General features: G+C 66.2%; 24 protein-coding genes. 13 read left to right on the top strand and 11 right to left on the bottom strand.

All coding sequences use genetic code 11. The features are described 5' to 3' along the window. Positions 1 to 385: 385 nt before the first annotated feature. The 3 genes from ACFU4Z_RS19350 to ACFU4Z_RS19340 all read left to right on the top strand — a co-directional run bounded on the left by ACFU4Z_RS19350 (position 386) and on the right by ACFU4Z_RS19340 (position 1729). Positions 386 to 772: a hypothetical protein gene (locus tag ACFU4Z_RS19350; protein ID WP_379064775.1), complete on the top strand. Its 387-nt coding sequence runs from the start codon at positions 386 to 388 to the stop codon at positions 770 to 772. A gap of 102 nt (positions 773 to 874) precedes the next feature. Then, positions 875 to 1336, top strand: a complete 462-nt coding sequence (locus ACFU4Z_RS19345) for a roadblock/LC7 domain-containing protein (RefSeq protein WP_379064773.1) — start codon at positions 875 to 877, stop codon at positions 1334 to 1336. Between the two features lie 21 nt (positions 1337 to 1357). Beyond that, positions 1358 to 1729 (top strand): hypothetical protein, encoded by a 372-nt coding sequence (locus ACFU4Z_RS19340; protein WP_379064771.1) that lies wholly within the window; start codon positions 1358 to 1360, stop codon positions 1727 to 1729. A 56-nt stretch (positions 1730 to 1785) separates the two neighbouring features. Here the strand turns inward: ACFU4Z_RS19340 and ACFU4Z_RS19335 are convergent, their stop codons facing one another. Continuing rightward, positions 1786 to 3318, bottom strand: a complete 1533-nt coding sequence (locus ACFU4Z_RS19335) for an FAD-dependent monooxygenase (protein ID WP_379064769.1) — start codon at positions 3316 to 3318, stop codon at positions 1786 to 1788. Between the two features lie 210 nt (positions 3319 to 3528). Between ACFU4Z_RS19335 and ACFU4Z_RS19330 the strand changes: the two genes are divergently transcribed. The 3 genes from ACFU4Z_RS19330 (at position 3529) to ACFU4Z_RS19320 (ending at position 6107) form a co-directional block, all read left to right on the top strand. Further along, positions 3529 to 4383 carry a helix-turn-helix transcriptional regulator gene (locus ACFU4Z_RS19330; RefSeq protein WP_379064767.1) on the top strand — a complete coding sequence of 285 codons (855 nt, stop codon included), beginning with the start codon at positions 3529 to 3531 and terminating at the stop codon, positions 4381 to 4383. A gap of 77 nt (positions 4384 to 4460) precedes the next feature. Next, positions 4461 to 5231, top strand: a complete 771-nt coding sequence (locus ACFU4Z_RS19325; protein ID WP_379064765.1) for an SDR family NAD(P)-dependent oxidoreductase — start codon at positions 4461 to 4463, stop codon at positions 5229 to 5231. 72 nt (positions 5232 to 5303) lie between these two features. Then, on the top strand, positions 5304 to 6107 hold the full coding sequence (locus ACFU4Z_RS19320; RefSeq protein WP_379064763.1) for an aminotransferase class IV family protein: 804 nt from the start codon (positions 5304 to 5306) through the stop codon (positions 6105 to 6107). 15 nt (positions 6108 to 6122) lie between these two features. On the opposite strand, the gene ACFU4Z_RS19315 is transcribed toward ACFU4Z_RS19320, so the two are convergent. The 5 genes from ACFU4Z_RS19315 to ACFU4Z_RS19295 all read right to left on the bottom strand — a co-directional run bounded on the left by ACFU4Z_RS19315 (position 6123) and on the right by ACFU4Z_RS19295 (position 9845). Then, positions 6123 to 6860: a PP2C family protein-serine/threonine phosphatase gene (locus tag ACFU4Z_RS19315; protein WP_379064761.1), complete on the bottom strand. Its 738-nt coding sequence runs from the start codon at positions 6858 to 6860 to the stop codon at positions 6123 to 6125. 87 nt (positions 6861 to 6947) lie between these two features. After that, positions 6948 to 7709 (bottom strand): tyrosine-protein phosphatase, encoded by a 762-nt coding sequence (locus tag ACFU4Z_RS19310; RefSeq protein WP_379064759.1) that lies wholly within the window; start codon positions 7707 to 7709, stop codon positions 6948 to 6950. 69 nt (positions 7710 to 7778) lie between these two features. Further along, entirely contained in the window at positions 7779 to 8258 is a 480-nt protein-coding gene (locus ACFU4Z_RS19305) for a carboxymuconolactone decarboxylase family protein (RefSeq protein WP_379064757.1), read from the bottom strand. Then, positions 8255 to 9334, bottom strand: coding sequence for a dihydrodipicolinate reductase (locus ACFU4Z_RS19300; protein ID WP_379064755.1), 1080 nt, complete (start codon positions 9332 to 9334; stop codon positions 8255 to 8257). The genes ACFU4Z_RS19305 and ACFU4Z_RS19300 overlap by 4 nt, the downstream gene beginning before the upstream one ends. Before the next feature lie 82 nt (positions 9335 to 9416). Further along, a complete protein-coding gene (locus ACFU4Z_RS19295) occupies positions 9417 to 9845 on the bottom strand; it encodes a MarR family winged helix-turn-helix transcriptional regulator (RefSeq protein ID WP_379064753.1) in 429 nt (142 codons plus the stop codon). A 54-nt stretch (positions 9846 to 9899) separates the two neighbouring features. On the opposite strand from ACFU4Z_RS19295, the gene ACFU4Z_RS19290 reads away from it, so the two are divergent. The 3 genes from ACFU4Z_RS19290 (at position 9900) to ACFU4Z_RS19280 (ending at position 13747) form a co-directional block, all read left to right on the top strand. Continuing rightward, positions 9900 to 10937 (top strand): hypothetical protein, encoded by a 1038-nt coding sequence (locus ACFU4Z_RS19290; protein WP_379064751.1) that lies wholly within the window; start codon positions 9900 to 9902, stop codon positions 10935 to 10937. Positions 10938 to 11361: 424 nt separating this feature from the next. After that, entirely contained in the window at positions 11362 to 11976 is a 615-nt protein-coding gene (locus tag ACFU4Z_RS19285) for a hemerythrin domain-containing protein (RefSeq protein ID WP_379064844.1), read from the top strand. Between the two features lie 91 nt (positions 11977 to 12067). After that, a complete protein-coding gene (locus ACFU4Z_RS19280; protein WP_379064749.1) occupies positions 12068 to 13747 on the top strand; it encodes a hypothetical protein in 1680 nt (559 codons plus the stop codon). Here ACFU4Z_RS19280 and ACFU4Z_RS19275 read toward each other — a convergent pair. Continuing rightward, positions 13726 to 14298, bottom strand: coding sequence for an NADAR family protein (locus ACFU4Z_RS19275; RefSeq protein WP_379064747.1), 573 nt, complete (start codon positions 14296 to 14298; stop codon positions 13726 to 13728). The genes ACFU4Z_RS19280 and ACFU4Z_RS19275 overlap by 22 nt on opposite strands. Before the next feature lie 359 nt (positions 14299 to 14657). Here ACFU4Z_RS19275 and erm point away from each other — a divergent pair, with 359 nt between their 5' ends. The 4 genes from erm to ACFU4Z_RS19255 all read left to right on the top strand — a co-directional run bounded on the left by erm (position 14658) and on the right by ACFU4Z_RS19255 (position 19433). Next, positions 14658 to 15467 carry a 23S ribosomal RNA methyltransferase Erm gene (gene erm / locus ACFU4Z_RS19270; RefSeq protein ID WP_379064745.1) on the top strand — a complete coding sequence of 270 codons (810 nt, stop codon included), beginning with the start codon at positions 14658 to 14660 and terminating at the stop codon, positions 15465 to 15467. Positions 15468 to 15522: 55 nt separating this feature from the next. Next, the gene (locus tag ACFU4Z_RS19265; protein ID WP_379064743.1) at positions 15523 to 17769 is read left to right on the top strand and encodes a serine/threonine-protein kinase; all 2247 of its coding nucleotides are present in this window, start codon (positions 15523 to 15525) and stop codon (positions 17767 to 17769) included. A 225-nt stretch (positions 17770 to 17994) separates the two neighbouring features. Next, positions 17995 to 18216, top strand: coding sequence for a hypothetical protein (locus ACFU4Z_RS19260; RefSeq protein WP_379064741.1), 222 nt, complete (start codon positions 17995 to 17997; stop codon positions 18214 to 18216). Then, on the top strand, positions 18216 to 19433 hold the full coding sequence (locus ACFU4Z_RS19255) for a hypothetical protein (protein ID WP_379064739.1): 1218 nt from the start codon (positions 18216 to 18218) through the stop codon (positions 19431 to 19433). Before ACFU4Z_RS19260 ends, ACFU4Z_RS19255 begins: the two co-directional genes overlap by 1 nt. 9 nt (positions 19434 to 19442) lie before the next feature. On the opposite strand, the gene thpD is transcribed toward ACFU4Z_RS19255, so the two are convergent. From thpD to ectA, 4 genes are read right to left on the bottom strand one after another with little or no spacing between them, the layout of a single operon-like run. Then, positions 19443 to 20330 carry an ectoine hydroxylase gene (thpD, locus tag ACFU4Z_RS19250; protein ID WP_379064842.1) on the bottom strand — a complete coding sequence of 296 codons (888 nt, stop codon included), beginning with the start codon at positions 20328 to 20330 and terminating at the stop codon, positions 19443 to 19445. Positions 20331 to 20342: 12 nt separating this feature from the next. Further along, entirely contained in the window at positions 20343 to 20738 is a 396-nt protein-coding gene (locus tag ACFU4Z_RS19245) for an ectoine synthase (protein WP_379064737.1), read from the bottom strand. Position 20739: 1 nt separating this feature from the next. Continuing rightward, on the bottom strand, positions 20740 to 22002 hold the full coding sequence (ectB, locus tag ACFU4Z_RS19240) for a diaminobutyrate--2-oxoglutarate transaminase (protein WP_379064735.1): 1263 nt from the start codon (positions 22000 to 22002) through the stop codon (positions 20740 to 20742). Further along, positions 21999 to 22586, bottom strand: a complete 588-nt coding sequence (ectA, locus tag ACFU4Z_RS19235; protein ID WP_379064732.1) for a diaminobutyrate acetyltransferase — start codon at positions 22584 to 22586, stop codon at positions 21999 to 22001. The genes ectB and ectA overlap by 4 nt, the downstream gene beginning before the upstream one ends. Positions 22587 to 22679: the final 93 nt, after the last annotated feature.

Genomic DNA, 22679 nt, shown 5'->3' with positions numbered 1-22679 from the left:
TAGTCGTCGCCACACAGGAACCCAGATCGGTAGCGCGGCTACCCGACCGGCGAAAACGCCACCGACTTCGCAATGATCATCGACGCGTAGCCACTGACGCCTGCCCGCCGCAGCAGCGCGATGACGTGTCGAAATTATTAATACCGAACGGTATTCGAGTACTCGCAGTGACGGAAACCGAAAGGTATTGATACCGAATGGTATTCGATCGCTTTTATCCAGCCGGATACCGAAAGGTATTGATACCGAGAGGTATTCTTACGCCATTTCCGGGGGAAATGCTCGCCCGATCGGAATTCTCCTGACATTTGCTGTACATCACTCGTGACGGTGTGTAGCGTCTGGAATCCTGAAACCCTCACAGGACAGGACAGGCCAGGGGCGCGTGATCGGAATCGACGGCTGTGTGCAACGCATTATGAACATTCCCGGTGCGCGCAGCGTGACGCTTGTGGACGCGAGCGGCCTGGCGATCGCCGCAAGCGGCAGGCATGCTCTGGTGGACGAGCACGAAGACGCCGCGGCCACCGCCGACGTTCTCCGAGCGGTGCTCGACTGCCCGGCGCTCGCCACCGGCAGTGACGACGCCATCACCGAGCTCATTGTGTGCGGTACCCGCGGATATCACCTGTTGAATCTGGTGAACGGCGACTTCGACGATCGACTCTTCGTGCACGTGCTATTCGACGACGACACCGGAAATCTCGGGATGGCGCGATTTCAGCTCCAGGGCATTCTCGCCGAATTGGCAGCGGACGGTCATGCGCGTTGAGCTCGCGGTCGACCTACATCGGCTCGAACAGGAAAGGCGCACCGGGATGTTGGAAACTCTGGCGTTGCTACCGGAGTCCGAGCCGTGTCCTGCGGAGCTGGCGTGACCGCGCGCAAGAAACTGTTCGGCGAACTGATGGGAAGGTGGACCAAGGTGGCGATGGCAGAACCCGAACCGAACGCGATGGTGCTCGCGGAACTGCAAGCGCTACGCGATCGCGTCCCGCGGCTGACCGGCTCGCTGGTCGCATCCAGTGACGGCCTGCTCGTCGCCCACGACCTGCCGCCGCACATCGAGCCCGACACGATGGCCGCGATGGCCGCCGCACAACTGTCGTTGTCGCACCGGTTGGCCACCACCGCGCACGGCGGCGGCTTCCACGAGGTCGTGGTGCGCGGCACCGACGGGCATGTGGTGATCTACGCGGCGGGTTGGACCTCGCTGACGGTGCTGGCGGGCCCCGAGGTGAATGTCGGCAGGCTCCATCTGGAGTCGCGCCCGGTGGCCCGCGCGATCGCCGACCAGCTGACGGCGACGTCGAACGAACTCGGCAAAGACAACTAACATCGATTGAAAGGAACAGACATGTCCAACATGGATCTTGCGCTCAAGGACATGATGGTGATCGACGGCGCGATCGGCGCCGCCGTCGTCGACTACAACAGCGGCATGGCGCTCGGCATGGTCAGCAGTTCCAAGGCTCTGGATCTGCAGGTCGCGGCAGCGGGCAATACCGAAGTGGTGCGCGCCAAGATGCGCACCATGGAACAGCTCGGGCTCAATGACGGTATCGAGGACATCCTCATCACCCTGTCCGGCCAGTACCACATCATCCGGCCGATGACCGGCCGGAAGTCCAAGGGCCTTTTCCTCTACCTCGCCATGGACCGGGGCCGGGCGAACCTCGCGATGGCCCGCCACCGCCTCAGGGGCATCGAGGAAGAACTCGACGTGTGATCGGCTCGCTTGCGGCTCCCTGGCTCGGGTCCGGGCGCCGCAAGCGCAACGCCGGCCTACTGTTCGGGCGCGCCGAACCAGCGAGTCACTGCGCTCGACAGCCCGTCGATCTCGGTCGAGTTCGCGGCCCACACCACATAGCCGTCGGGGCGGATGAGCATTGCCGCGAGAGAGCGCGATCGGGCGGGTTTCGCGGTGACGACTCGGACTCGGGAAGACCAGGGGGCCACCAGGTTTCGGAGTTCGGCGGAGTCGGCGAGGTCGAGCAGGATTGCGGTGCCGTCCACGAAATGGTCTTCGACGCGGCTGCCATCGGACAGTTCGAAGTCAGGGGCGGACGCTCCGGTGAGTTCGTGGCCGCCGCCGAGGTCGTAGCGGTGGCGAACGCCCGAAATGTTCTTGAAGACGGTCGTTGCCCCGTCGGTAGTGGCCAGTAGTTCGGTGAAGACGGCGCGCAGTGCCCGGCTTCGCTGGTCCAACCGCATCAATGCGACTTGCGCGCGGGTCCAATCCAGCACCCAGGCGCCGATAGGGTGCCGCTCGGCGGTGTAGGTGTCCAGCAGATTCACCGGCGCCCAGCCGTGCACGACGGCGGCGAGCTTCCATCCCAAGTTCACCGCGTCGCCGATGCCGAGGTTGAGCCCCTGGCCGCCGAACGGGGAATGCACGTGCGCGGCGTCGCCTGCCAGCAGCACCCGGCCCTGGCGGTAGTCGGTGACCTGCCGAGTGTTGTCGGTGAATCGGGTAGCCGAGTGCACCGCCGTGATTTCGACCGGCACGCCGGACACGGCGCGCAAACTTGCCTGCAGCTCGTCCGCCGTGATCGGTGCGTCGCGATCGGCGGGCGGCCCGTCCATCTCCACGGTGAGGAAACGACCCGGCGTCGGCCCGTACGCGTAGATGCCTGTGGGCGTCGTGCTCCAACCCGGCGCCAGTCCTTCCGCGCCCGCCATTTCCACAACCGCTTGATGCCCGGTGATCTCAGGATCGAGGCCGGGAAATTCGAATCCCGCCAGCTTGCGTACAAGGCTGCGGCCGCCGTCGCAACCCACCAGCCACGCCGTGCGAACCTCGGCATCGCCGAGCTGAACGACGACGGCATCAGCGTCGTCGGTGAAACCGGTCAACTCGACACCACGGCGAATCACCACACCGAGTTCTTCGGCACGCCGGGAGAGGATTGCTTCGATGCCCTGTTGCGGCACCAGAAACACCGCGGCGGCCGGACCGAGATCAGCGAGCTCCTCGTCGTCGTAGTCGATATCCTCGAGATCGAGGAACACCCCGGCGAAATGACCGGCGCCCGGCCGCTTACTCGTCGTCCCGATCACGGTGCCACCGTGCTGCGCCTGAAACTTCCGTACCACCGCCAGCGTCTGGTCCTGCCGCTCGACCAAGTCGGGCAGTAGGCCGCGCCGGGCGAGCGCTCGCGCCGTCGGTACATTGATCGCACCGGCCTTGAGCGTCATATCGGGTTCGTTCAGCCGTTCGACCACCAGCACATCGACTCCGGTCAGCCGCAATTCGCACGCCAGCATCAAGCCGACGGGCCCGGCTCCGGCAATCACCACATCGAATGTCTCGTCCATGAATCACACTGTGCCGAGACCTGATTGCGCCCACCTTGCGTCTTCTTGCGTACCGCTTGCGTCGAAATCGCCGGGGCCGTGCGACACAACGCTGCCGTCCTCGGGACCACACGCCGACGCTCGGATCACCGCATTGCCCGGCGTCGGCGGCGGCGGCGCGGTTGTCCCGGCACGGATTCTCGAACGACCGGTCATTGCTACTTTGGTCGTATGACCAGCGAATCGCCAGCGGTAGCACAGCGGCGCCGCGAACAGCTCCGCGACTTCCTGCGCACCCGCCGAGCGCGGCTCTCACCCGGTGATGTCGGTGTGGCGGCGGCGGGCAGGCGACGGACGCCGGGGCTGCGGCGCGAGGAGGTCGCCGTGCTGGCCGGAGTCGGCGTGTCCTGGTACACATGGCTCGAGCAGGGACGCGACATCAAAGTCTCGGCCGAAGTGCTCGACGCCATCGGCCGCGCATTGCGACTGACCGAGCCCGAGCGTACGCACCTGTATGTGCTGGCCGGGCTCAACCCGCCGATGAGTGGCGGGCAGCGGGATGCCGTGGTCACCCCGGAGCTGCGAGCGCTGCTCGATGCGTGGGCGCCACGGCCCGCGGTCCTGCGGGACCGGTATTGGAATCTGCTCGCGATCAACGACGCGGCGCATACGGCGCTCGGCTACGACGACGTCGACCACAACTGCCTTTTCACCTTCTTCACCAATGCTCGGCACCGCGCCATGCACCTGCACTGGGAGTCGGTCGCGCCCGATGTCGTCGCGGCGTTTCGCGCCGAAGCAGCGCGCGCGCCCGGCGACCCGGAGTTCGACAGGGTGGTCGACGAGCTCACCGCGATCAGCCCCGAGTTCGCCGAATTGTGGGCCCGCCACGACGTGGCAGGCCCTACCCAGGCCGTGAAGGCGGTGCACCACCCCGAGGTCGGCGACCTGATCTTCGACATGCTGCCCTTGGCGGTCGCCGATCACCCCGACTGGCACGTGGAGTTGTACAACCCGCGGCCGGGCACCGGAACCGAGGTTCGGCTCGAACGCCTGACGCGCGCCCGGCTCGCCGCCCCGGCCTGAGCACCCAGCCTGGTGGTGCCACACCCTGGATAACTGCACACTGTTTGTCCTGCGCGGCGTTGGGGAGGCTGATTGCCATGACGCACAGCAACTCCCGTTTCGGCAACAAGATCGCACTCATCACGGGCGGCAGCAGCGGCATGGGGCTCGCCACCGCACGCCGGTTGCTCGCCGAAGGCGCACAGGTGGTCATCACCGGGCGCGACAAGGTGAAGCTCGACACCGCGGTCGACGAGCTGGACGGCGGGGACCGCGTCCTCGCCATTCGCGGAGACGTGGCGAACCTCGCCGATCTCGACGCCATGACGACCACGATCCGCGAACGCTACCGGCGGCTGGATGTGGTCTTCGCCAATGCGGGCGTCGGCGCGTTCCAGCCGCACAGCGAGATCACCGAGGCCGAATTCGATCGGGCCGTCGGCGTCAACGTCAAAGGCGTGTTCTTCACTATCCAGCGGACCGTTCCGCTGCTGCCCGAGCACGCGGCGATCGTCATCAATGCCTCGTGGACACTGCACCGCGGCCTGGCCAATGCGTCCCTCTACTCGGCGACCAAAGCGGCGGTGCATAATCTGGCGCACACGCTCGCGGCCGAGTTGGGGCCCAAGGGAATCCGGGTCAATTCCGTCAGCCCCGGCTACATCGAAACCCCGATGTTCCACGACAACGTCTCCGCGGCGGTGGCCGCCGCCGTGGTCGCCGAGGTGGCCGCCGGTCGCATCGGCACCGCCGAAGATGTCGCCGACGCGGTCGCCTTCCTCGCTTCCGATGCAGCGTCCTACATCAATGGACAGGACCTCATCATCGACGGCGGCCTGGTCGCGGCCGTCGGCGGGCCGAGGACCTAGCCGGATCGCTCCACCGGGCGCGGCAATGCTCGCGCTGCGGCTATCTACGACACGACTACTCCGGGAGAATCCATGACCGCCTTCATTGTTCAGCGCAACGGCCGGGCAGCGACCGTCGAAGAGTTGGCGCCACTCGCCTTCGCGGGCTACGCCCACTTCACGGCAATGCAGGTGCGCGACGGCCGGATCCGGGGCCTCGACCTGCATCTGGAGCGGCTGCGGGTGGCTTCGGTGGAATTGTTCGGCCAGGCCTTACCCGACGATCGGGTCCGGTCCTACTTACGGACGGCATTGGCGGCGAGCCCGCCCGACGTCTCGCTGACAGCCACGATGTACTCCCCCGCGGGCGAATTCACCACGACCGGAATCGATGTCGAGCCCGACGTGCTGGTCCGCACCGGCCCGGCGGCTGCTGGTCCGCAGGGCCCGTTGGCGCTGGCGACGGTCGAATACGAACGGGTCCTGCCCGCGGTGAAACATGTCGGCGAAGTCGCCAAGACGTACTTCCTGCGCAACGCCGTCGGGCATGGCCTCGACGACGCGGCCTTCGTCGACCGCAAGGGCAGGCTCAGCGAGGCCTCGATCTGGAATCTGGCTTTCTGGGACGGCACGGCGGTGGTGTGGCCCGTCGCGGCGATGCTGGGCGGGACCACCATGGGCGTCGTGCGCAGGCAGCTCGATCGCCTGGGCATTCCGCAGCGCGACCGGGAGATCACGCCCGCCGACCTGCCCACGCTGACCGGCGCGGTGGTCATGAACTCATGGACCCCGGGCATCGCGGTATACCGCATCGGCAGTGCCGCTGTGCCCGAGGCACCGGCGTTCGTGGATCTACTGCACAAGGCCTACCACGCCGAACCACTCACTGCGCCATAGCGGCTGCGAAGTGCCTCAGCCTGCGTCCACCACCAATGCCGTGGCGTTGTCGGTTCCGCCGGATCGCAAAGCATTGTCCACCAACGCTTCCGCGGCGCTCCCCGCTGTCGGCACGCCGGCGAGTATCGCCTTGATGTCGGTCATCTCCAGACGCTTGTGCACACCATCGGTGCTCAGCAACAGCCTGCCTCTGCTCGACCCGGTGGCGGCGTGCCCGACGGCCGCCGGGCACACGGTGCGCGCCGAAGTGGTGACGAGGTGATGCAGCCGTGGCGCCGCGCGCAGTCCTCTGGCACGAAAAAGCTCGGCGACAGTGTGATCCGTCGTGATCTGGTGCAGCATCCGGCCGTTCCACCGGTACGCGCGACAGTCGCCGACCCACGCTATATCGCAGGGACCGTTGGGCTGACCGGTTGCAAGCACGGCGACGACAAGCACACTGTCGGCGCCCTCCTGCGGAAACTCGTGCAACAATTTCTGCTGGGCGCCGAGGATTCCCGCAATCGCCCCGCTGCGCGCGCCCACCCGCGCCGCGATATTGGCGACGGTGCGCGCCGCTCGCGCCGCGAGCAGGTGATCACCGACACCATCGGCGACGACGAAAGCAGTGCGTCCCACTGTCGAATCGGTATAGGTGGCCGCGGCATCGGCGTTGATCGACCGCGGGCCGCGTCTGCTCACCGACTCCCCCGCGAGACCGGTGAGCAACACCGGCTCGCGAGGAATGATGGCGGTCGTCACTGCTGTGTGCACGGCCTGACCTCCTCGGACTGCACCCTGCCAGTGCTGCCGATCAGCACCGCCTCAGTCAACCGCACCTTTTTGAGGACAGCACCAGAATCACCCGTGCAGTTCCTGTGAATGTGGCGACCGCCCGCAGCTGAGCAGGCGCGCCCGCAACTGCTCGAGCACCGGCTCCCCGAGCCCGACCTGCTCGATGAGATATCGGCGCGCTGATCCGTAGGCAGCGGTGAGGTCGTCGAGCACAAGGCGCATCACCTCGGCAGGCGCCCGGCCATAGCTCGGCCAGGTGAGCACCCGATGCGGGTACGCGGCTCGCCAGTCCGCGGTGAGCCGCGCCGTCGCCAGCTCCGTCAGCGCGAAGTCGGCGAGAATCTGGTCCTCGGACACGTCGAGCGCGGTCAGCACCAGCGCCGCGATCAGCCCGGTGCGGTCTTTACCCGAGGCGCAGTGAAAGACCACCGGCCCGTCGGTGCCGGCAATCAACTCGATCACCTGGCCGATCTCCGCGACTCCGTCGGCGGCGACCTCCGCGAACCGGTCGGCGAGAAACCGCCACGGATCTACATTCGGGTCGACATCGGCCTGGTCATAGGGCCGATGCTCGATGCTGCAGTTCGCGTAGACGAACCGCTCCCGCTCCGGCACCGCGCCGCCCGCCTCGACCTCCCACGGATATCGCAGGTCGATGACCGTTCGAATACCCAAGTCCAGGAAGCGATCCCAATCCGCATCGCGCAGCTTCCCCAACGAATCGGACCGATACAACCGCCCCCAGACAACCGCACGTCCGTCACCGGCCCGATAACCACCCAGATCACGGAAATTGTGCAATCGCTCGAACTCGATGTGCCGCTTCATGTTCCTGTCTTACTCGATACGCGAGCAAGGGCGGAGTGTCCGCCGGCGCATTCGACCCGATGCGACCGCTCAGTGCCCCGGGAGCACGCAGACAGCGTCGAGGCCGAGGACGTGGTTGAGGCGGCCGAAAGCCAGCCATGAGCCGATGCTCATGCTCAGTTCCACGATTTCGGTCTGGGTGTAGTGCGCGGTCATGCGGTCCCAGAACTCTTGGTCCAGGTTGTGGTGGTCGAGGGCGTAGCGTTCGGCGTATTCGGCCGACAGGCGGGTGCGCTCGTCGAAGGCATCGGTGGTGCGCCAGTTGGTCACCGCGTCGGCGAAGCCCTCTTCGACCTTTGTGCCCTCACGTTCGGTGCGCCAGTCCAGGCAGAAGATGCACCCGTTGATCTGGGCGATGCGCAGCCGTGCGGCCTCGAATTCGCGCAGGCCGAGAGTGGTGTGCGAGTAGACCGACAGGGAGAAGTTCGATGCCGCGAGGCCGATGCCGGGAACCATTTCGCCCCAGACGTAGCCGATGGGATCTTTGCCTTCGGGGATGTCGATGTTCATGAGTGTTTCCTTCCGAGCTTGCCGACCGCGGGACGCAGTGGCACATCGAGTGCGTCGTAGAGACCTGGTCCGGCGTCGGCCAGCCAGTCGATGGCGTTGACCAATCTGCCTACGGCAGTGGCGTTTCCGCCTGCTGAGCGGTTGCCGTCCTCGTCGCCGGCCTCGATGGTGACCTCGATGCGGGGGTGGCCTTCGATGATCACGCGGTGTGCGCCCGCCCCGTCGGGTGGTGTCGGCCAGTCCGGCGCGCAGGAGGGATGGATGCGGGTGACGTGCTCGATGACGATGCGCGGCTCCCCTTCGACAATGCCCTGCACCTCGAACCGCACCGCGCCCTGCGTGCCCGCGTCGAATTCGCCCATGGTCGTTGTGGTGACGGTGGATTCGAGGGCTCGTCGGTCCAGCGTTTCACGGATCTCGTCGAGTTCGACACCGAGCGCCCGCGCCATCAATCGAATCTGCCCGCCCCACACCATTGTCGGGATGCCAGGCGCGGTCATCGGCGGCTGGTAGTCCATCGGCTGACCCATCCCGACCAGGTATCGGACCGAATCGGGCTGGTTGTAGGTCGAGTAGTCGAAGATCTCCTGGCAGCGGATCACCTCGACGCTGTGGCCGAGGCCGCTGAGCAACAGCGGCAGCACGTCGTTGCCCCAGCCGGGGTCCACCCCGGAAACGAAGAGCGATCCACCGCCCTCCGCGATCGCGGCCAGCACCTGGTCGCGAAGTTCCGGTGGCGCGTTGTGCGGATCGTAGAGCGCATACAGCGCGGGCGTGACGACAACGGCACCGGCACGCAGGGCCCCGATGATGTCGGCGAGCGCGTCATCGGGCCGGATATCTCCCGACGCCGCGTAGACGACCGCGCGCGGTCGCGCGGCCAGCATCGCATCGACGTCAGCCGACGCCGCGACACCTATCTCGTAGTCGAGCCCGGCCAGTGTGCCCGCATCGCGGCCCACCTTCTCCGGGTTGTGCACGAGCACACCCGTCAGTTCCAGCTCGGGATGGGCCTCGACGGCACGGATGGCCGATCGGCCGACATTGCCCGTGCCCCAGACGATCGTGGGGATCATCGACCGAGACTAGCAAGCGCTTGGTTCGGTGTCCGGGATATGCGCAATGTCGAAGTGCGGCCGGGCAATTCGCGCCGAGCAGTCAGGACGTGGCGTTGTACCTGGCCAAATATTCGGCGAGGCGCCGCAGATCGTCGTCGTCCCACCCGAGGAAGCGCTCGGTGAACGCGTCCCGGCGCCGCTGTTCGGCCTCGCCCGCGATGCGACGACCCTCCGGCGTCGGGCGCAGGTGATAGCTGCGCCGATTGTCGGGGTCGACCTCGCGGGTGAGATACCCGAGCCGTTCCAGTGCACCGACCTGCCTGCTCACCGTGGATTTGTCCAGCAGAAAGTGATCGGCGACGTCAGCGGCCTGGCAGCCGTCCCGCTCGATGATCACGTCGAGGATGCTGAAGGCGACCAGCGACAGCTCGGGATGCAGCTCGGCCGCCTTGCCGCGGGCTCGACGCGCGAACGCGGTGAGCTCGCGCTGAATGGTCTGGATCGCCGCCGCGCGGGAGGTCTCTCGCATGGTTGTATGATACAACAATAATAGTTGTATTTACCAACCATCTGGAGTCGACCCATGGTTTCACACCAACTTCGGCATGTCGCCCTGCACCTGCTCACCCCGCTGCTGATGTGCCTCGGCATGGCGCTGGCCTATCTCGGCGCGTTCCACCAGCCGGCGCCGAACCACCTGAAGGTTGCCGTCGTCGGCACCGCGCCGCAGCAGAAAGTGCTCGCGCAGACGATGAAGGACAGGGCGGGCGACGCCCTCGAAGTCGTGACCTTACCCAGCCGGGCGGACGCCATTACCCAGTTGCGCGAGCGCACGTTGGCGGGCGCGTACATCCCCGATGCGCAGCATCCCGAATTAGTCGTGGCGAAGGCCGGGTCCGACACCACCGCCATGGCCGTGGAACTCGTTTTCGACCAGGTCGCCGGGCAACAGGGCGTGCCGTTGACCGTTACCGACGTCGCGCCGCCCGCCGACGGCGACCCCACCGCACAGGGAATCTTCTTCCTGCTGGTGGCATTGAGCGTCGGCGCGTACGGCAGCGTCGCGGCCATCGGCGCAGCCGGTACCGGGTTGCGGATCGGCGTGCGGGCGCTCGTCGGCGTGGCGACCTCGTTGATAGTGAGCATTATCGGAATCACCGTCGCCGGACCGATATTCCATGTGGTCGACCACGACTACGCCGCAATCTGGGCGTTGTCGTGGCTCTACTGCGCGGGCATCGCCCTGGTCGGCATCGGACTGCACACCTTCCTGAAGCGCTGGACCACACTGGTCCTGATGATCCTGTTCGTCATGCTCAACTTCACGACCTCCGGCGGCATCTATCGCCCGGAACTCCAGAGCGGATTCTTCGGTGCGCTGCACAGCTTCTGGAACGGCGCGGGTTTCGTCGAGGGCGCACGCAGCCTGCTCTACTTCGACGGCGGCGCCGGCTTCGACGGACGCCTGGTGAGCCTGTTCCTATGGCTGGCCGTCGGCGCGGCGCTTCTGGTCGCGGCAAGCCGCCACGAGAAGCGCTGGTCTCCGATCGTCGCACAAGCCGACCCGACAACCGTTCGACACGAGGCCGAAGAAGAGATGGAGGAGGCGGTCGGTGTCTGATCGACGATCCCGCGGCACCTGTCGACATCGGCACGGTATGCTGTTGTGCATCGGCTGCCGAATGTGTTGAGTAGGCTCGCCACCGGGGCCCTCTCCCTTCCTTCGCAACAGACAAAGTATCTGTAACTACAAGTAACAGATACGTGCACTCTCCCAGCCCGACCCCTTCCATCAATGCGGGGCACGATCAGCACCCACGATCCCCCGGCGGTGCGTTTCGGATTGCATCAGTCCCGAATCGGTCATGCATCCACCGTGCCGCGACCGGGTTGATCGCCGGTCCGCTGTCGTGCTAATCATGAACCGTGCCGCGTGGTGCCGCCGAGTGGACGGCGATCGCCATGGAGGCACCGTGATCGAGGAGACCGCCATGCGTCCACATTCGCGTCCGCAGTGACGCCGAGCCGCGCCTTCAGCGCCGGCCATATCGCATAACGGAGCCCGCTTTTCGGGCCATACACCGCCGGTCGACCGCGACCGGTCGGATTCTCCTCGATCGAAGGACTTCCCATGCCTGACAACGTTCCCGCGCCCCGAAACAAACCGGTCGGTCGACCGAGTCCGCGCCCTCGGGCGTGAACTCACCGAGGTACACCACGACCTGCGCACCGAACTGCGCCGTGTCCGTGGCGAATTCGACCGCTACCTCGCGGGCGAGGAGGTACCGCCCACGCAACTTCGCACACACTGCACAGCCTTCTGTACGGCCTTGACGCAACACCACACCAGCGAGGACACCACGGCCTTCCCCGTCCTTGGCAACCAATTCCCGGAACTGGCACCGGTGCTCGCCGAGCTCAGCGCCGACCATCACCTCGTCGCGAACATCCTGCGCAGGCTGCAACAGCTCCTCGCCGAGATTGGACCGGACAATGCGGACACCGCCAAGCGCGAACTCGACGGCCTCGCCGCGATCCTCGAATCCCACTTCCAGTGGGAAGAGCGCCGACTCGTCGAGGCGTTCGATGCGCTCGAAATTGCTGCCGTGACGGGCGAACAGCTCTTCGGCGTAACGGTATGCGCCCCAGCGGAGGATTGAGCCGCGGGCCTTCTGGCCCGCCGAGTACGGTATACCCCGCCACACCGCACAGGACGGGGGCGACAACCATCGGCGGAAAGGCGGGGCGCGAATGACTGAGCCGTATTCACAGTGGCATGCGCGGAATTCGGCCGACAACCTACCGCTGGCCGCCCGCTACCAGTCCGCCGATCCGATCCGCTGGAGCGGCAGCATGGTCTATCCCATGTACACCGAGCAGGTCGGACCCGCACCCATCTGGGTCAGCATGACACTGCTGTCGGCGGCACCACCGGCCGGACTGCGCGGGCACGGGATCGGTCTGTCGATGACCGATGGCCATATCCGCCTCGCGGGCAGGCAACTCGGCGGCGTCGATGTGTGGAGTGATGCTCTCGCCTCGGGCATCACCTTCGAACTGTTTCCCAACAACCCCGGCGCCCTGTTCAGTCTGACGCCGGTCTGGGTCGACCCCTTCGGAATCGAACAGTCGTACTCTGGCAATTACGGCATGCTGATCGAACAACCGCCGAGCGGCCGACTCGTGCTGTGGTGCAGCGTCGGCGAAGGCCCGCCGAATTTCGCCAACCTCGTGGTCGAGATAGAGACGACACTGGCCGACACCGTGGTCCCCGAAACCACCGCCGCGCAGCGACCGCCGACCCACAGCTCGCCCACGCGCAACCCGCTCCCGCAGCACCCACCCGTACCCGATCCGCTCCCGCAGAGCCCATTGCCCTCGAGCTCCCCACACAACCCACCGCCGCAAGACCCTCTGCCGCATAACCCACCTCAACACGACCCGCGCCTGCAGAACCCGTCCCAGCACGACGCGCCCCTGCAGAACCCCCTCTCACAGAACCCGCCCCAGCACAGCGCCCCATACAACCCGCCCCCGCAGGACCCGCCCCGGCACGACGTCCGCTTGCAGAACCCTCTCCCACAGAACCCTCCCCAGCACGACGCGCGCCTGCAGAACCCGCCCGAGCACGACGCGCCCCTGCAGAACCCCCTCTCACAGAACCCGCCCCAGCACAGCGCTCCACAGAACCCACTCCCGCAAAGCCCCCCGCACGACCCAGCCCGGCACGATCCCCTCCCGACGGGCCCACTCGTGCAGAACCCATCCCAGCACGTCCCGCCTCAGCAGGACTTCCTTCCTCAGAACCCGTTCGTGCAGAACCCATCCCAGCAGGAGCCACCTCAGCAGGATCTCCTTCCCCAGAACCCATCCCAGCACGAGCCGCCCCGGCAGACCGCGCTTCCCCAGTACTCACCCCCGCAAGGCACACCTCTGCACGCGCCATCCCTGACCAGCCCGGCCGCGCAAGGTTCACCCCCGCAAACCCCATCCATTCCAAGCTCTGCCGCGCAAACCGCGCCCATTCCGGTCACAACCGCGCCCGCGCCCATTCCGGTTACAACCGCGCCCGCGCCCATTCCGGTCACAACCGCGCCCGAACCCCGATATCGCAGCGCCCTCTACGATCTCGGCGTCGCCATGTACAGCCGCGGCGAGGAGGACGGGGCGTGCAGCCTATGGGCGCAGGCAGCCGAAGCAGGCCACGCCGGTGCGGCCTACGACCTCGGCGTTGTCCGTTTTCGCGTCGGCGACCTCGCCGGGGCCGAACACTGGTGGCGTACGGCCGCCGATCGCCGCGAGTCCCGCGCGATGATCGGACTCGCCGAACTACTGGAACGCCAGGGCAATTCGTCAGAGGCCAGAGTCTGGCGCGCGTGCGCCACCGAGGAGCACACGGCCGAGAACGATCATTCGGTCAGCTCCGGCTGAGCCATCCGCAATTCGTGGCGCGCCGCCATCAAGGCGAACCCGAGCAGATTCGATCCGCGCCAATGCGCTGGGTTCTCGGCCCGTGGATCGTCGGCGGCCAACCCGATACCCCAGATCCGGTCCACCGGACTGGCTTCCACCAGCACGCGGTCCCCTGTACCGAGCAGATACTGCTTCAGCTCCTCGTGCTGCCCGAACTTCGCGATGCTGCCGGCCACTACAATATCGAAACGTTGTGCATCCCAGATGATGTCGTTGAATCCACGCACTTGCCTGCCCAGCTCCTTCGCCTGCTTCGGATGCTCCGCCGCGACAACCCGCTCAGCAGTATCGGTGTCGCCGAACAACTTCGCCTTGCCCCACATCATGTAATGCTCGGCGGTGGCGAAGGTGAGTCCGTCGACCTGGAACGGCGCAGGCCACCACTGACTGAAACAGCCGGGCCCGACACTGCCGTCCTGCTGCGGCTGATGCCCCCAGAACCGCACGTATTTCACCCGCCCTGCACCCTCGACATAGCTGATCAACTCCGTAACCGACCGCACGCGCATGCCCGACAGTGTGCCCGAACAGCATCGCTGCCGCAGGTCGGATTCTCGGTCACCGATGGGCAACGCCGCCGCCCGCATACATTGGGCCGATTATTCATTCGCGCACCGAGACACGGTGTCGTAAGTTGGCCGACATGGGAACACTCGGCATGAGCGGAGCGTGCGCGGCCGGCGTGCACTACATGCGGCTGCGCGCGGAGGCCTGGGCTCTGCCAGCGCATCGCACTGCTCCGGTTCCCCGTCACCGCTGATCGGGGCCTGCCCGCACGGTCGATAGCGACCGGTACTGCACTGTGACCTGGCATGGGTCCGGGCGAATCACACCTTCCTGATTCGACCACTCCGTTCGGAGGACACCCATGTCCCGCAACCGTTCTCTTACGCGTGCCCGCGACACGCACACCCGTTCCGGCAGCACCCGCAAACGGCTGTCGCAGAACTTCCTCACCGAGGTCGACACCGCACGCATGCTCGTGGCATCCGCACATATCGGGCCCACCGATCTAGTCGTCGAAATAGGTCCCGGCGACGGGATGCTGACTCGGCAACTACTCGGCAGCACCGGTCGGGTGCTCGCCTACGAGAAGGACCGCCACTTTGCGGACCGCCTGCGCATCAGGTATGCGGACAACGACCGCATCCGCTGCGTCCACGCCGACTTCCGTGATATGCGCGCGCCGTCCGAGCCGTTCATGGTGGTTGCGAATATCCCGTTCGCCAGTAGCACCGACATCGTCCGCTGGTGCCTCTCGGCCCAGTGGCTGACCTCCGCGACATTGCTGACCCAACGCGAGTTCGCACGCAAGCATTCCGGCGACTACGGGCGGTGGACAAAGCTCACCATCACCCATTGGCCAACAGCGACAATCGAATTGGGAGCCACCGTCGATCGCCGAAAGTTCCGTCCCGTCCCTGGCGTCGATGCGGCGGTGCTGCGGCTCGTCAGGCGGCAGCAACCGCTGCTCACGCCGGAAGCGATGGCGGATTACCGCCGTGTGGTCGAGCTCGGCTTCGCCGGTGCCGGTGGTTCCTTTGCCTCGTCCCTACGGCGCGCGTTCCCGACCAGAATCGTGCGCACGGCGTGCGCAAACGCTGGAATAGCCGACGATCTGCCGGTGGGTTTCGTACCGCCGGACAGCTGGCTCGCTGTGTACCGGGCATTGAGGTAGCAATCTCCCTGCTCAACAGTCCGCCGATGTGGCGGAGCGGGGATACGATGCGCAGATGGCGCACCCCGCTCCGCCGGTACCGGGGGCGACGGTCACCCCGGACCGATCGCCGAATAGTTCGCGCGGGGTCGCCGAGGTCGTCGAGCGCTTCGCCGAGGCGTGGCGGGCCTCGGACACGCCGCCGGACCTGCCCGCGTACCTTCCGGACTCCCCCGCCATCCGCCGCGTGTCGCTGATCGAGTTGATCAAGATCGATCTCGCCAACCGGTGGATGCGAGGGGCCGAGCCGAAGCGGCTGTCGGAGTATGTCGAGGAGCTGCCGGAGTTGAGGACCTGGCCGTTGCCGCCGGATCTGATCTACGAGGAGTTCCACGTCCGCAGGCGGGCAGGCAGTTCGGTGGAGGTCGCCGAATACACTGCCGCGTATCCTGAACAGGCCGAACAGCTTTCCGAGATGCTGGCCACCGACGATTATCGCAGCACGCTCGTGGCAGGGGCAGCCGAGCCTGCGAACCTCGACGATATCGAGGTCGGCCAGAAGATCGACGACTTCGACCTGATGACCGGCCTGGGACGCGGTGCGTTCGCCAGGGTGTTCCTGGCTCGGCAGCGATCGATGCAGCGCCTGGTCGCGGTAAAGATCTCGCAGGACAAGAGCGCCGAGCCGCAGACCTTGGCGCAGCTGGATCACGACTACATCGTGCGGGTGTTCGACCAGCGCGTGCTGGAAGGCCGCGGGCTGCGGCTGCTTTATATGCAGTACGTGCCGGGCGGGACGCTGTTCACGGTGCTCGAAAAGGCGCGGGCGGCACCGGCCGGGGAACGCAGCGGCGCATTGCTGGTGGATGTCATCGATTCGGTGCTCACCGACAAGGGCGAGATCAGGCCGAGCGAGTCTGTGACGCGGGCCGAATTGGCGACGTTGTCGTGGCCGGAAACCATCGCCTGGCTCGGTCGCAGATTGGCGCAGGCGCTGGACTACGCGGGCCGCAGCGGGGTGTTGCATCGCGATATCAAACCGGCGAATGTGCTGCTGACCGCCGAGGGCATCCCCAAACTCGCCGATTTCAACATCAGTTTCAGCGGCAATGTCTCCGGCGACAGCCCGGTCGCCTATTTCGGTGGTTCGCTGGCCTACATGTCCCCGGAGCAGCTGGCGGCCGTACATCCGGACAAATCGGCCTCGGCCGCCGATCTCGACACCCGCAGCGACCTCTACGCGCTGGCCGTCATGCTGTGGGAATTGCTCACCGGCCGAAAGCCTTTCGACGACGACCCGGCGACCGGCGGTGACCGCACCGCGCTCGACGACATGTTGCTGCGCCGCTCGGGCAGCCCGCAATCGCTGCCGTACGAGGATCTTCCGCCCGACTGCCCGGCCGCGCTGCGCCGGGCGCTGGTGCGCGCGCTCGACCCCGATCCGGACAAGCGGTGGCCGCGCGGCGCGGATATGGCCCAGCAGTTCGACGTCTGCCTCGATGCCCGCGCCCGCGATCTCGTCGATCCGCCGCCGCACAGCGGGCGCCTGCGGGCCAGGCCGCTCATGCACCCGATCATGGCACTCGCCATCGCGGTGCCCAACGCGCTGGCGATCCTCTACAGCTACAACCACAATCGAACGCTGATCATCGCCAAACTGGACGAGCAAGCGCGGCACCGCTTCGACCAGGTCGCCCTCACCGCCTACGGGATCTGCTTCTTTATCGGATTCGTGGTCACCAATGTGCTGCTCGCCCATCTGTGGTCGGTCTCGCGCGGGTTGCGCGCGGGCAAGCCCTGCGATGCGGCCACCCTGGCCCGTGCTCGCACCGACACCCTGCAGCTCGGTCGGCGTAATGTGCTGACCTGCTTCGCTTTATGGGCTCTTGCGGGGATCGTCGTACCGGTCTCCGTGCAGCTGTCGGGCAATCAGCTCAGCGCCGAGGCGTACGTGCATTTCTTCATCACCCAGATCGTCTGCGGCGCCATCGCCATGGCCTACCCGTACTTCCTGGTCACCTTCTATGCCGTGCGCAGTCTGTACCCGATGTTCCTTCCGCACGGTGGGCTCGGCGCCGACGACGCGCGTCAGCTGGAGCAATTGGACCGGGCCAGCACCTACTTCCTCGTCATCGCGGCCGCCGTTCCGCTGCTCGGTGTCGCAGGCGCGACCTTCATTCCGCCGGAGGACATTCCCTCCGTAATCGTTGCCTTACGTGTGCTGTGTGTCGGCAGTGCCCTGGCATTCATCGGCGTCTACTGGCTGTTCCGTATGCTCGAGCAGGATCTCGCGGCGCTGCAGCGCATCGTCTCGCGCGGTTGATCGGCCAGCTCGGCAGAACAGGGTGCGCTCGACGATCTTGCCGGTCGTGTCGCGGGGCATGGCATCCACGAAGCAGCTAGGTCAAGCCCCCGGCGCCTTGCTGCCGGATTGCCGGATTGCCTGTCTCAGACGAACCCTCCCGGCATCCGGCCGATGCCTGCACAATGTGATCGAGAACGCCGCCCGGACAGTCATGTCCGCGCAGCCGAGCATGGGGAGACACGTATGAGCTCGAGAACCGACCTCGAACGCGAACTGGGCGGGCCGCTTTCGGCCCTCGATCTACTCTCCGATCAGGAGACCACCGAGCTGCTGACGATGTTCCACACGGCACAGCGGATCGAGACCGAGGGACTGACCGAAGCGGTGGACAAGGTGGTCGGCGCGCTGCCATGGCCGTTGCGCACGGCGGCCAAGAAGATCATGTTCGGGAATGCGCTGGGCTGATGACGGACTTGGTAACCAAGGCCCAGATCATTCTGCTGGCCAGGACTTTGCACGTGCAGGCCGAGAGCCTCGCACACCTCGAGAAGCTCGGCGCGCAGCAGCTGCATGAGCTGCAAGAACGCATGGCAGGCATAATCTTCGATCGGAACAACGCGATCTTCGAGCGACTCGGCGCGCTGGTTCCGATCGTGCCGCTGCGCATCTCGCTGCCGCTGGTGACGCGAGTCGTGCCGCCGACGATGGCGGGCCGGGCGGCCGGCGCGGTCGGGGGCGAGCATCCGAAGAAGGCCGCCGAGGCAGTCGGCATGTTGGATGTCTCCTATGCGGCGGACTGCGCGCCCTTCATGGATCCGCGCAGCGTCGGTCAGCTCGCCGACGTCGCTCCTCCCGGCCCGGTGATCCGAATCACCAACGAGCTGTTGCGTCGTGGCGACTACATCACCGCGGGACCGTTGCTCGCCTATGCGACACCGGAATTGATCCGAGCCGTCGAGCAGGGCGTGCACGATGACGAGGCACTCATCCGGTCGGCCGCGTACGCGTTCTCCGGCGCGAACGTCAGTGCCATCGTGCGAGAGCTGCTCACCGGTCCCGCCCAACGGATTCCGCGCATCGTCGCCACCGTGCTCGCCGGCGAGACCGATCTGCGATTGGCCGCCCTCTCGACTTTCGCCCGCTGCGACGAGGACGTGATCGCCGCGGTCGGCGACATCCTGTTCGACGTCGGTTCGACCGGGGCGATCACCGACTTCGCCATCTCGGCCATCGAGGCGGGCGCGGTACCCGACATCCTCACGTTCATCGGGCATTTCAGCCCCGCCGCACTGGACAGCCTCGCCGCCAACCCGCTGACGTCCGACGCAGCGGCAATGGCGACACTGGTCGCCGGGCTCGATGAGCGTGCCGAGGCCGCGCTCTGGCGCGGACTGCTGAACTTGGTGGAGCGCGCCGAGACCGATGTACAACGCAGAGTCGCACGGCATCTCACCGAACTGACCGAACCCACCCTCGCGGCGCTGCCCGTGGTCGCGAGGACGGCACACCTGTGGCCGACGCTGCTGCGGGTGCTGGCCGTCGCGGAGGTCGGCACCCAGACACAGATCGGTGCGGTGTGGTCGAAGCTGCCCGCCGCCGACCGCGAGCAGCTCGAACGCCGAGTCAGCGATCTGGCGCTCGACACCGAACTGGCCACCCTCACCGGCGCGCTCGACAGCTAGCGCCGTCGCCTAGACCGGCGTGAAGTCCCGGCTGCCGATGTAGCCGGGCCGGCGCCCGGGCGCGGCAAACGGCTCCACCGGCGTGTTCGCCACGCTGTTGAATACTAGGAAGATGTTCGAGCGCGGGAACGGGGTGATGTTGTTCGACGACCCGTGCATGACATTGGAGTCGAACAGCAGCGCCGATCCAGCGGCGCCGGTGAACTGGGCGATCCCGTACCGGTTGGCCAGCGTCGCCACATCGGCCCGGCTCGGCACGCCGATCTCCTGTTCCTGCAACGACTCCCGGTAGTGCTCGGCGGGCGTGCTGCCGGTACAGGGCACGAAGGTGCGGTGTGAGCCGGGCATCATCATGAGGCTGCCGTTGATCGAATAATTGTTGGTGAGTGCGATCGACAGGCTCACCGCGCGTGGCGCGGGCATCCCGTCCTCCGCGTGCCAGGTCTCGAAATCCGAATGCCAGTAGAAGCCCGCGCCGTGGAAACCCGGCATGTAGTTGACTCGGCTCTGATGCAGATAAACCTCGGAACCCAGTACCTGCCTCGCCAATCCGGCGACGCGTGACTCCTGGACGAGCTCGGCCACCGCCGCGCTGAGCCGATGCACCTCGAAGATCGAGCGCACCCGGTTCGACGACTTCTCGACAATGACGCGGTCGTCGCCGTGCAGCGCCGGATCTCCGGCGAGGCGGTCGATTTCGGCGCTGAAATCGGCCACCTCACCCGGAGTCAGTAGCGCGTCGAGGATCGCGAACCCGTCGACATCGAAGCTCGCCAGTTCCTCGTGCTCGATTCGGCCCCACACCGTCGGATCAGGGCGATCCAGGTGCGGCGCGGGACCGCCGAGACGAGTCGGATAGCGATCGGTGATGCGAGTGTCAGTGTGCGCCAACACTATTACGTATTCCTTTCAGACCGCGTTGGCGGCGACCAGCGGATAGACGCCGTTGCTGTCGTGGACTTCCTGCCCGGTCACCGGCGGGTTGAAGACGCACATCATCCGCATCTCGGTACGCGCGTGCAGCCGGTGGCGCTCGTGCTCGTCGAGCAGGTACATCGAGCCGGGTTCGAGTTCGTAGGTGAGGTCGTTGTCCAGATCGGTGAGCGTCCCCTCCCCCTCGATCAGCCACACGGCTTCCACGTGATAGCGGTAGTGGAATTCGTGCTCGGTGCCCGCGTCGATGGTGGTCTCGTGGAAAGAGAAACCGACGCCGTCACCGCCCAGGACGATGCGCTTGCTGCGCCAACCCGTGCCCGCGACGTCGCGTTCGGTGCCGGTGATGGCCGCGGTGGTTCGCACGATCATCTCAGCGACCCCCGATGGTGTCGATGGCCGTGCTCAGCAGATCGAGACCCAGGTCGAGTTCCTCGTCGCTGATGGTCAACGGCGGCAGCAACTTCACCACTTCGTCCATGGAACCGGAGGTCTCCACCAGCAGCCCGCGCTCGAAGGCGACCTGGCACACCTTGCTCGCCTGGGACGGGTCGTCGAACACCACGCCCTGGACCAGCCCGCGCCCGCGCAGCGAGACGCCAGGGAACTCCGCGGCCAGCCTGCCGAGCACCTGTTCGATCCGCTCGCCCTTCGCCTCGGTCGAGGCCTGCAGCGCGCCGTCGGACCAGAAGTGCTCCAGCGCGACCTGTGCGGTGACGAAGGCCGGGTTGTTGCCGCGGAAGGTGCCGTTGTGCTCACCCGGCGCCCACTGGTCGAGTTCCGGCTTGAACAGCACCAGCGCCATCGGCAACCCATAGCCGCCGATCGACTTCGACAGCGTCACGATGTCCGGAGTGATGCCTGCGACCTCGAAGGAGAAGAACGGCCCGGTCCGCCCGCAGCCCATCTGCACGTCGTCGACGATCAGCAGGATCTCCCGTGCGGCGCACAATCCGGCCAGGTGTCGCAGCCATTCCGGACGTGCCACATTGACGCCGCCCTCGCCCTGCACGGTCTCCACGATGACCGCGGCCGGGCGATCGAAGCCGGACGACGTGTCGTCGAGCACGCGCTCCATCCACTGGAAATCGGCGGTGGTGCCGTCGAAGTAGCCGTCATAGGGCATGGGCGTCGCGTGCACCAACGGCACGCCCGCACCTGCACGCTTGGCGGCGTTGCCGGTCACCGACAATGCGCCGAGTGTCATGCCGTGGAAGGCGTTGGTGAAGCTGAGGATGGTCTTGCGGCCGGTGATCTTGCGCGCGAGCTTCAGCGCGGCCTCGACCGCGTTGGCGCCCGTCGGGCCGGGGAATTGAACCTTGTAGTCCAGGCCGCGCGGCGCGAGGAGGGTGTCGCGCAACGTCTCCAGCAACCGCCGCTTGGCCACCGTCGACATGTCCAGCCCGTGCGTGATGCCGTCACTCGCGATGTAATCCAGCAGCGGCTGCTTGAGCACCGGATTGTTGTGGCCGTAGTTCAGCGCACCCGCACCCGCGAAGAAGTCGAGGTAGTCCTTGCCGTCCTCGTCGCGCAGCCAGGCCCCTTTGGCGGTGGTGAATACCGTGGGCCAAGCTCGGCAATATCCGCGAACATTCGATTCGAGTTCTTCGAAAATGGTTGTTTCAGCGGTAATCATCGGCGATCCTCCTGCGTGGTACGGGCGGTCGGGGCGATTCGATACAGATCTTCTGCGGCGTGGCTGTCCGGGAAAACTCCCGGTTCGAACAAGGGGCGCTTGGTGATTCGCGCATCGCGGCGGCGTGCCACCGCAGTGAACATGGCGATGGACCCGGGGTTGTCGGGCGCGATGGTCGTTTCCAGCACCGAAACTCCAGCTCCGGCGACAGTGTCGAGCAACTTGTCGAGCAGCGCGGCGCCGATGCCGCGACCCTGCTGGGCCCGCTCGACCGCCACCTGCCAGACGAACACCGTGTGTGGCGCCTGCGGACGCACATAGCCGATCACGAAACCCACGATCCTGCCGCCGACTTCGGCGACCACCGATGTGCCGGGGAAGTCCCGGCACCAGAGCAGGTAGGCATAGCTGGAATTGGTGTCCAGCACATGGGAATCCTTCGCGATCCGCCAGATGTCGGCCGCGTCGCCGACCCGCGGCGCGCGCAGCACAACGCGCGCTCCCGGCGCGGACTTCACTGTGGCCGAGGGTGATTCAGCATGTGAGCGATCGATTGTTGCGGTGGACAGTGTTGGCAGTGACATACATCTCCCAGGTTGGGTCTGCAGTACTTATCCAGGCTTACGAATCAACTTTGAGGTGGTCCGGTCGAGTTGTTTACGGTCGTGTTACGAAAA

Source organism: Nocardia sp. NPDC057440 (genome assembly GCF_042802915.1).
GTDB lineage: Bacteria > Actinomycetota > Actinomycetes > Mycobacteriales > Mycobacteriaceae > Nocardia.
Note: the sequence above shows the minus strand (reverse complement) of the source record. Positions and strands in the feature narration are given on the sequence as shown.

What these genes read in the sequence shown, in the direction of transcription:
- ACFU4Z_RS19340 (WP_379064771.1), top strand. Translation starts at nt 1,358, where the DNA reads ATGTCCAACATGGATCTTGCGCTCAAGGACATGATGGTGATCGACGGC.
- ACFU4Z_RS19335 (WP_379064769.1), bottom strand. Translation starts at nt 3,318, where the DNA reads ATGGACGAGACATTCGATGTGGTGATTGCCGGAGCCGGGCCCGTCGGC.
- ACFU4Z_RS19330 (WP_379064767.1), top strand. Translation starts at nt 3,529, where the DNA reads ATGACCAGCGAATCGCCAGCGGTAGCACAGCGGCGCCGCGAACAGCTC.
- ACFU4Z_RS19325 (WP_379064765.1), top strand. Translation starts at nt 4,461, where the DNA reads ATGACGCACAGCAACTCCCGTTTCGGCAACAAGATCGCACTCATCACG.
- ACFU4Z_RS19320 (WP_379064763.1), top strand. Translation starts at nt 5,304, where the DNA reads ATGACCGCCTTCATTGTTCAGCGCAACGGCCGGGCAGCGACCGTCGAA.
- ACFU4Z_RS19310 (WP_379064759.1), bottom strand. Translation starts at nt 7,709, where the DNA reads ATGAAGCGGCACATCGAGTTCGAGCGATTGCACAATTTCCGTGATCTG.
- ACFU4Z_RS19305 (WP_379064757.1), bottom strand. Translation starts at nt 8,258, where the DNA reads ATGAACATCGACATCCCCGAAGGCAAAGATCCCATCGGCTACGTCTGG.
- ACFU4Z_RS19300 (WP_379064755.1), bottom strand. Translation starts at nt 9,334, where the DNA reads ATGATCCCCACGATCGTCTGGGGCACGGGCAATGTCGGCCGATCGGCC.
- ACFU4Z_RS19295 (WP_379064753.1), bottom strand. Translation starts at nt 9,845, where the DNA reads ATGCGAGAGACCTCCCGCGCGGCGGCGATCCAGACCATTCAGCGCGAG.
- ACFU4Z_RS19290 (WP_379064751.1), top strand. Translation starts at nt 9,900, where the DNA reads ATGGTTTCACACCAACTTCGGCATGTCGCCCTGCACCTGCTCACCCCG.
- ACFU4Z_RS19280 (WP_379064749.1), top strand. Translation starts at nt 12,068, where the DNA reads ATGACTGAGCCGTATTCACAGTGGCATGCGCGGAATTCGGCCGACAAC.
- ACFU4Z_RS19275 (WP_379064747.1), bottom strand. Translation starts at nt 14,298, where the DNA reads ATGCGCGTGCGGTCGGTTACGGAGTTGATCAGCTATGTCGAGGGTGCA.
- erm (WP_379064745.1), top strand. Translation starts at nt 14,658, where the DNA reads ATGTCCCGCAACCGTTCTCTTACGCGTGCCCGCGACACGCACACCCGT.
- ACFU4Z_RS19265 (WP_379064743.1), top strand. Translation starts at nt 15,523, where the DNA reads ATGGCGCACCCCGCTCCGCCGGTACCGGGGGCGACGGTCACCCCGGAC.
- ACFU4Z_RS19260 (WP_379064741.1), top strand. Translation starts at nt 17,995, where the DNA reads ATGAGCTCGAGAACCGACCTCGAACGCGAACTGGGCGGGCCGCTTTCG.
- ACFU4Z_RS19255 (WP_379064739.1), top strand. Translation starts at nt 18,216, where the DNA reads ATGACGGACTTGGTAACCAAGGCCCAGATCATTCTGCTGGCCAGGACT.
- ACFU4Z_RS19245 (WP_379064737.1), bottom strand. Translation starts at nt 20,738, where the DNA reads ATGATCGTGCGAACCACCGCGGCCATCACCGGCACCGAACGCGACGTC.
- ectB (WP_379064735.1), bottom strand. Translation starts at nt 22,002, where the DNA reads ATGATTACCGCTGAAACAACCATTTTCGAAGAACTCGAATCGAATGTT.
- ectA (WP_379064732.1), bottom strand. Translation starts at nt 22,586, where the DNA reads ATGTCACTGCCAACACTGTCCACCGCAACAATCGATCGCTCACATGCT.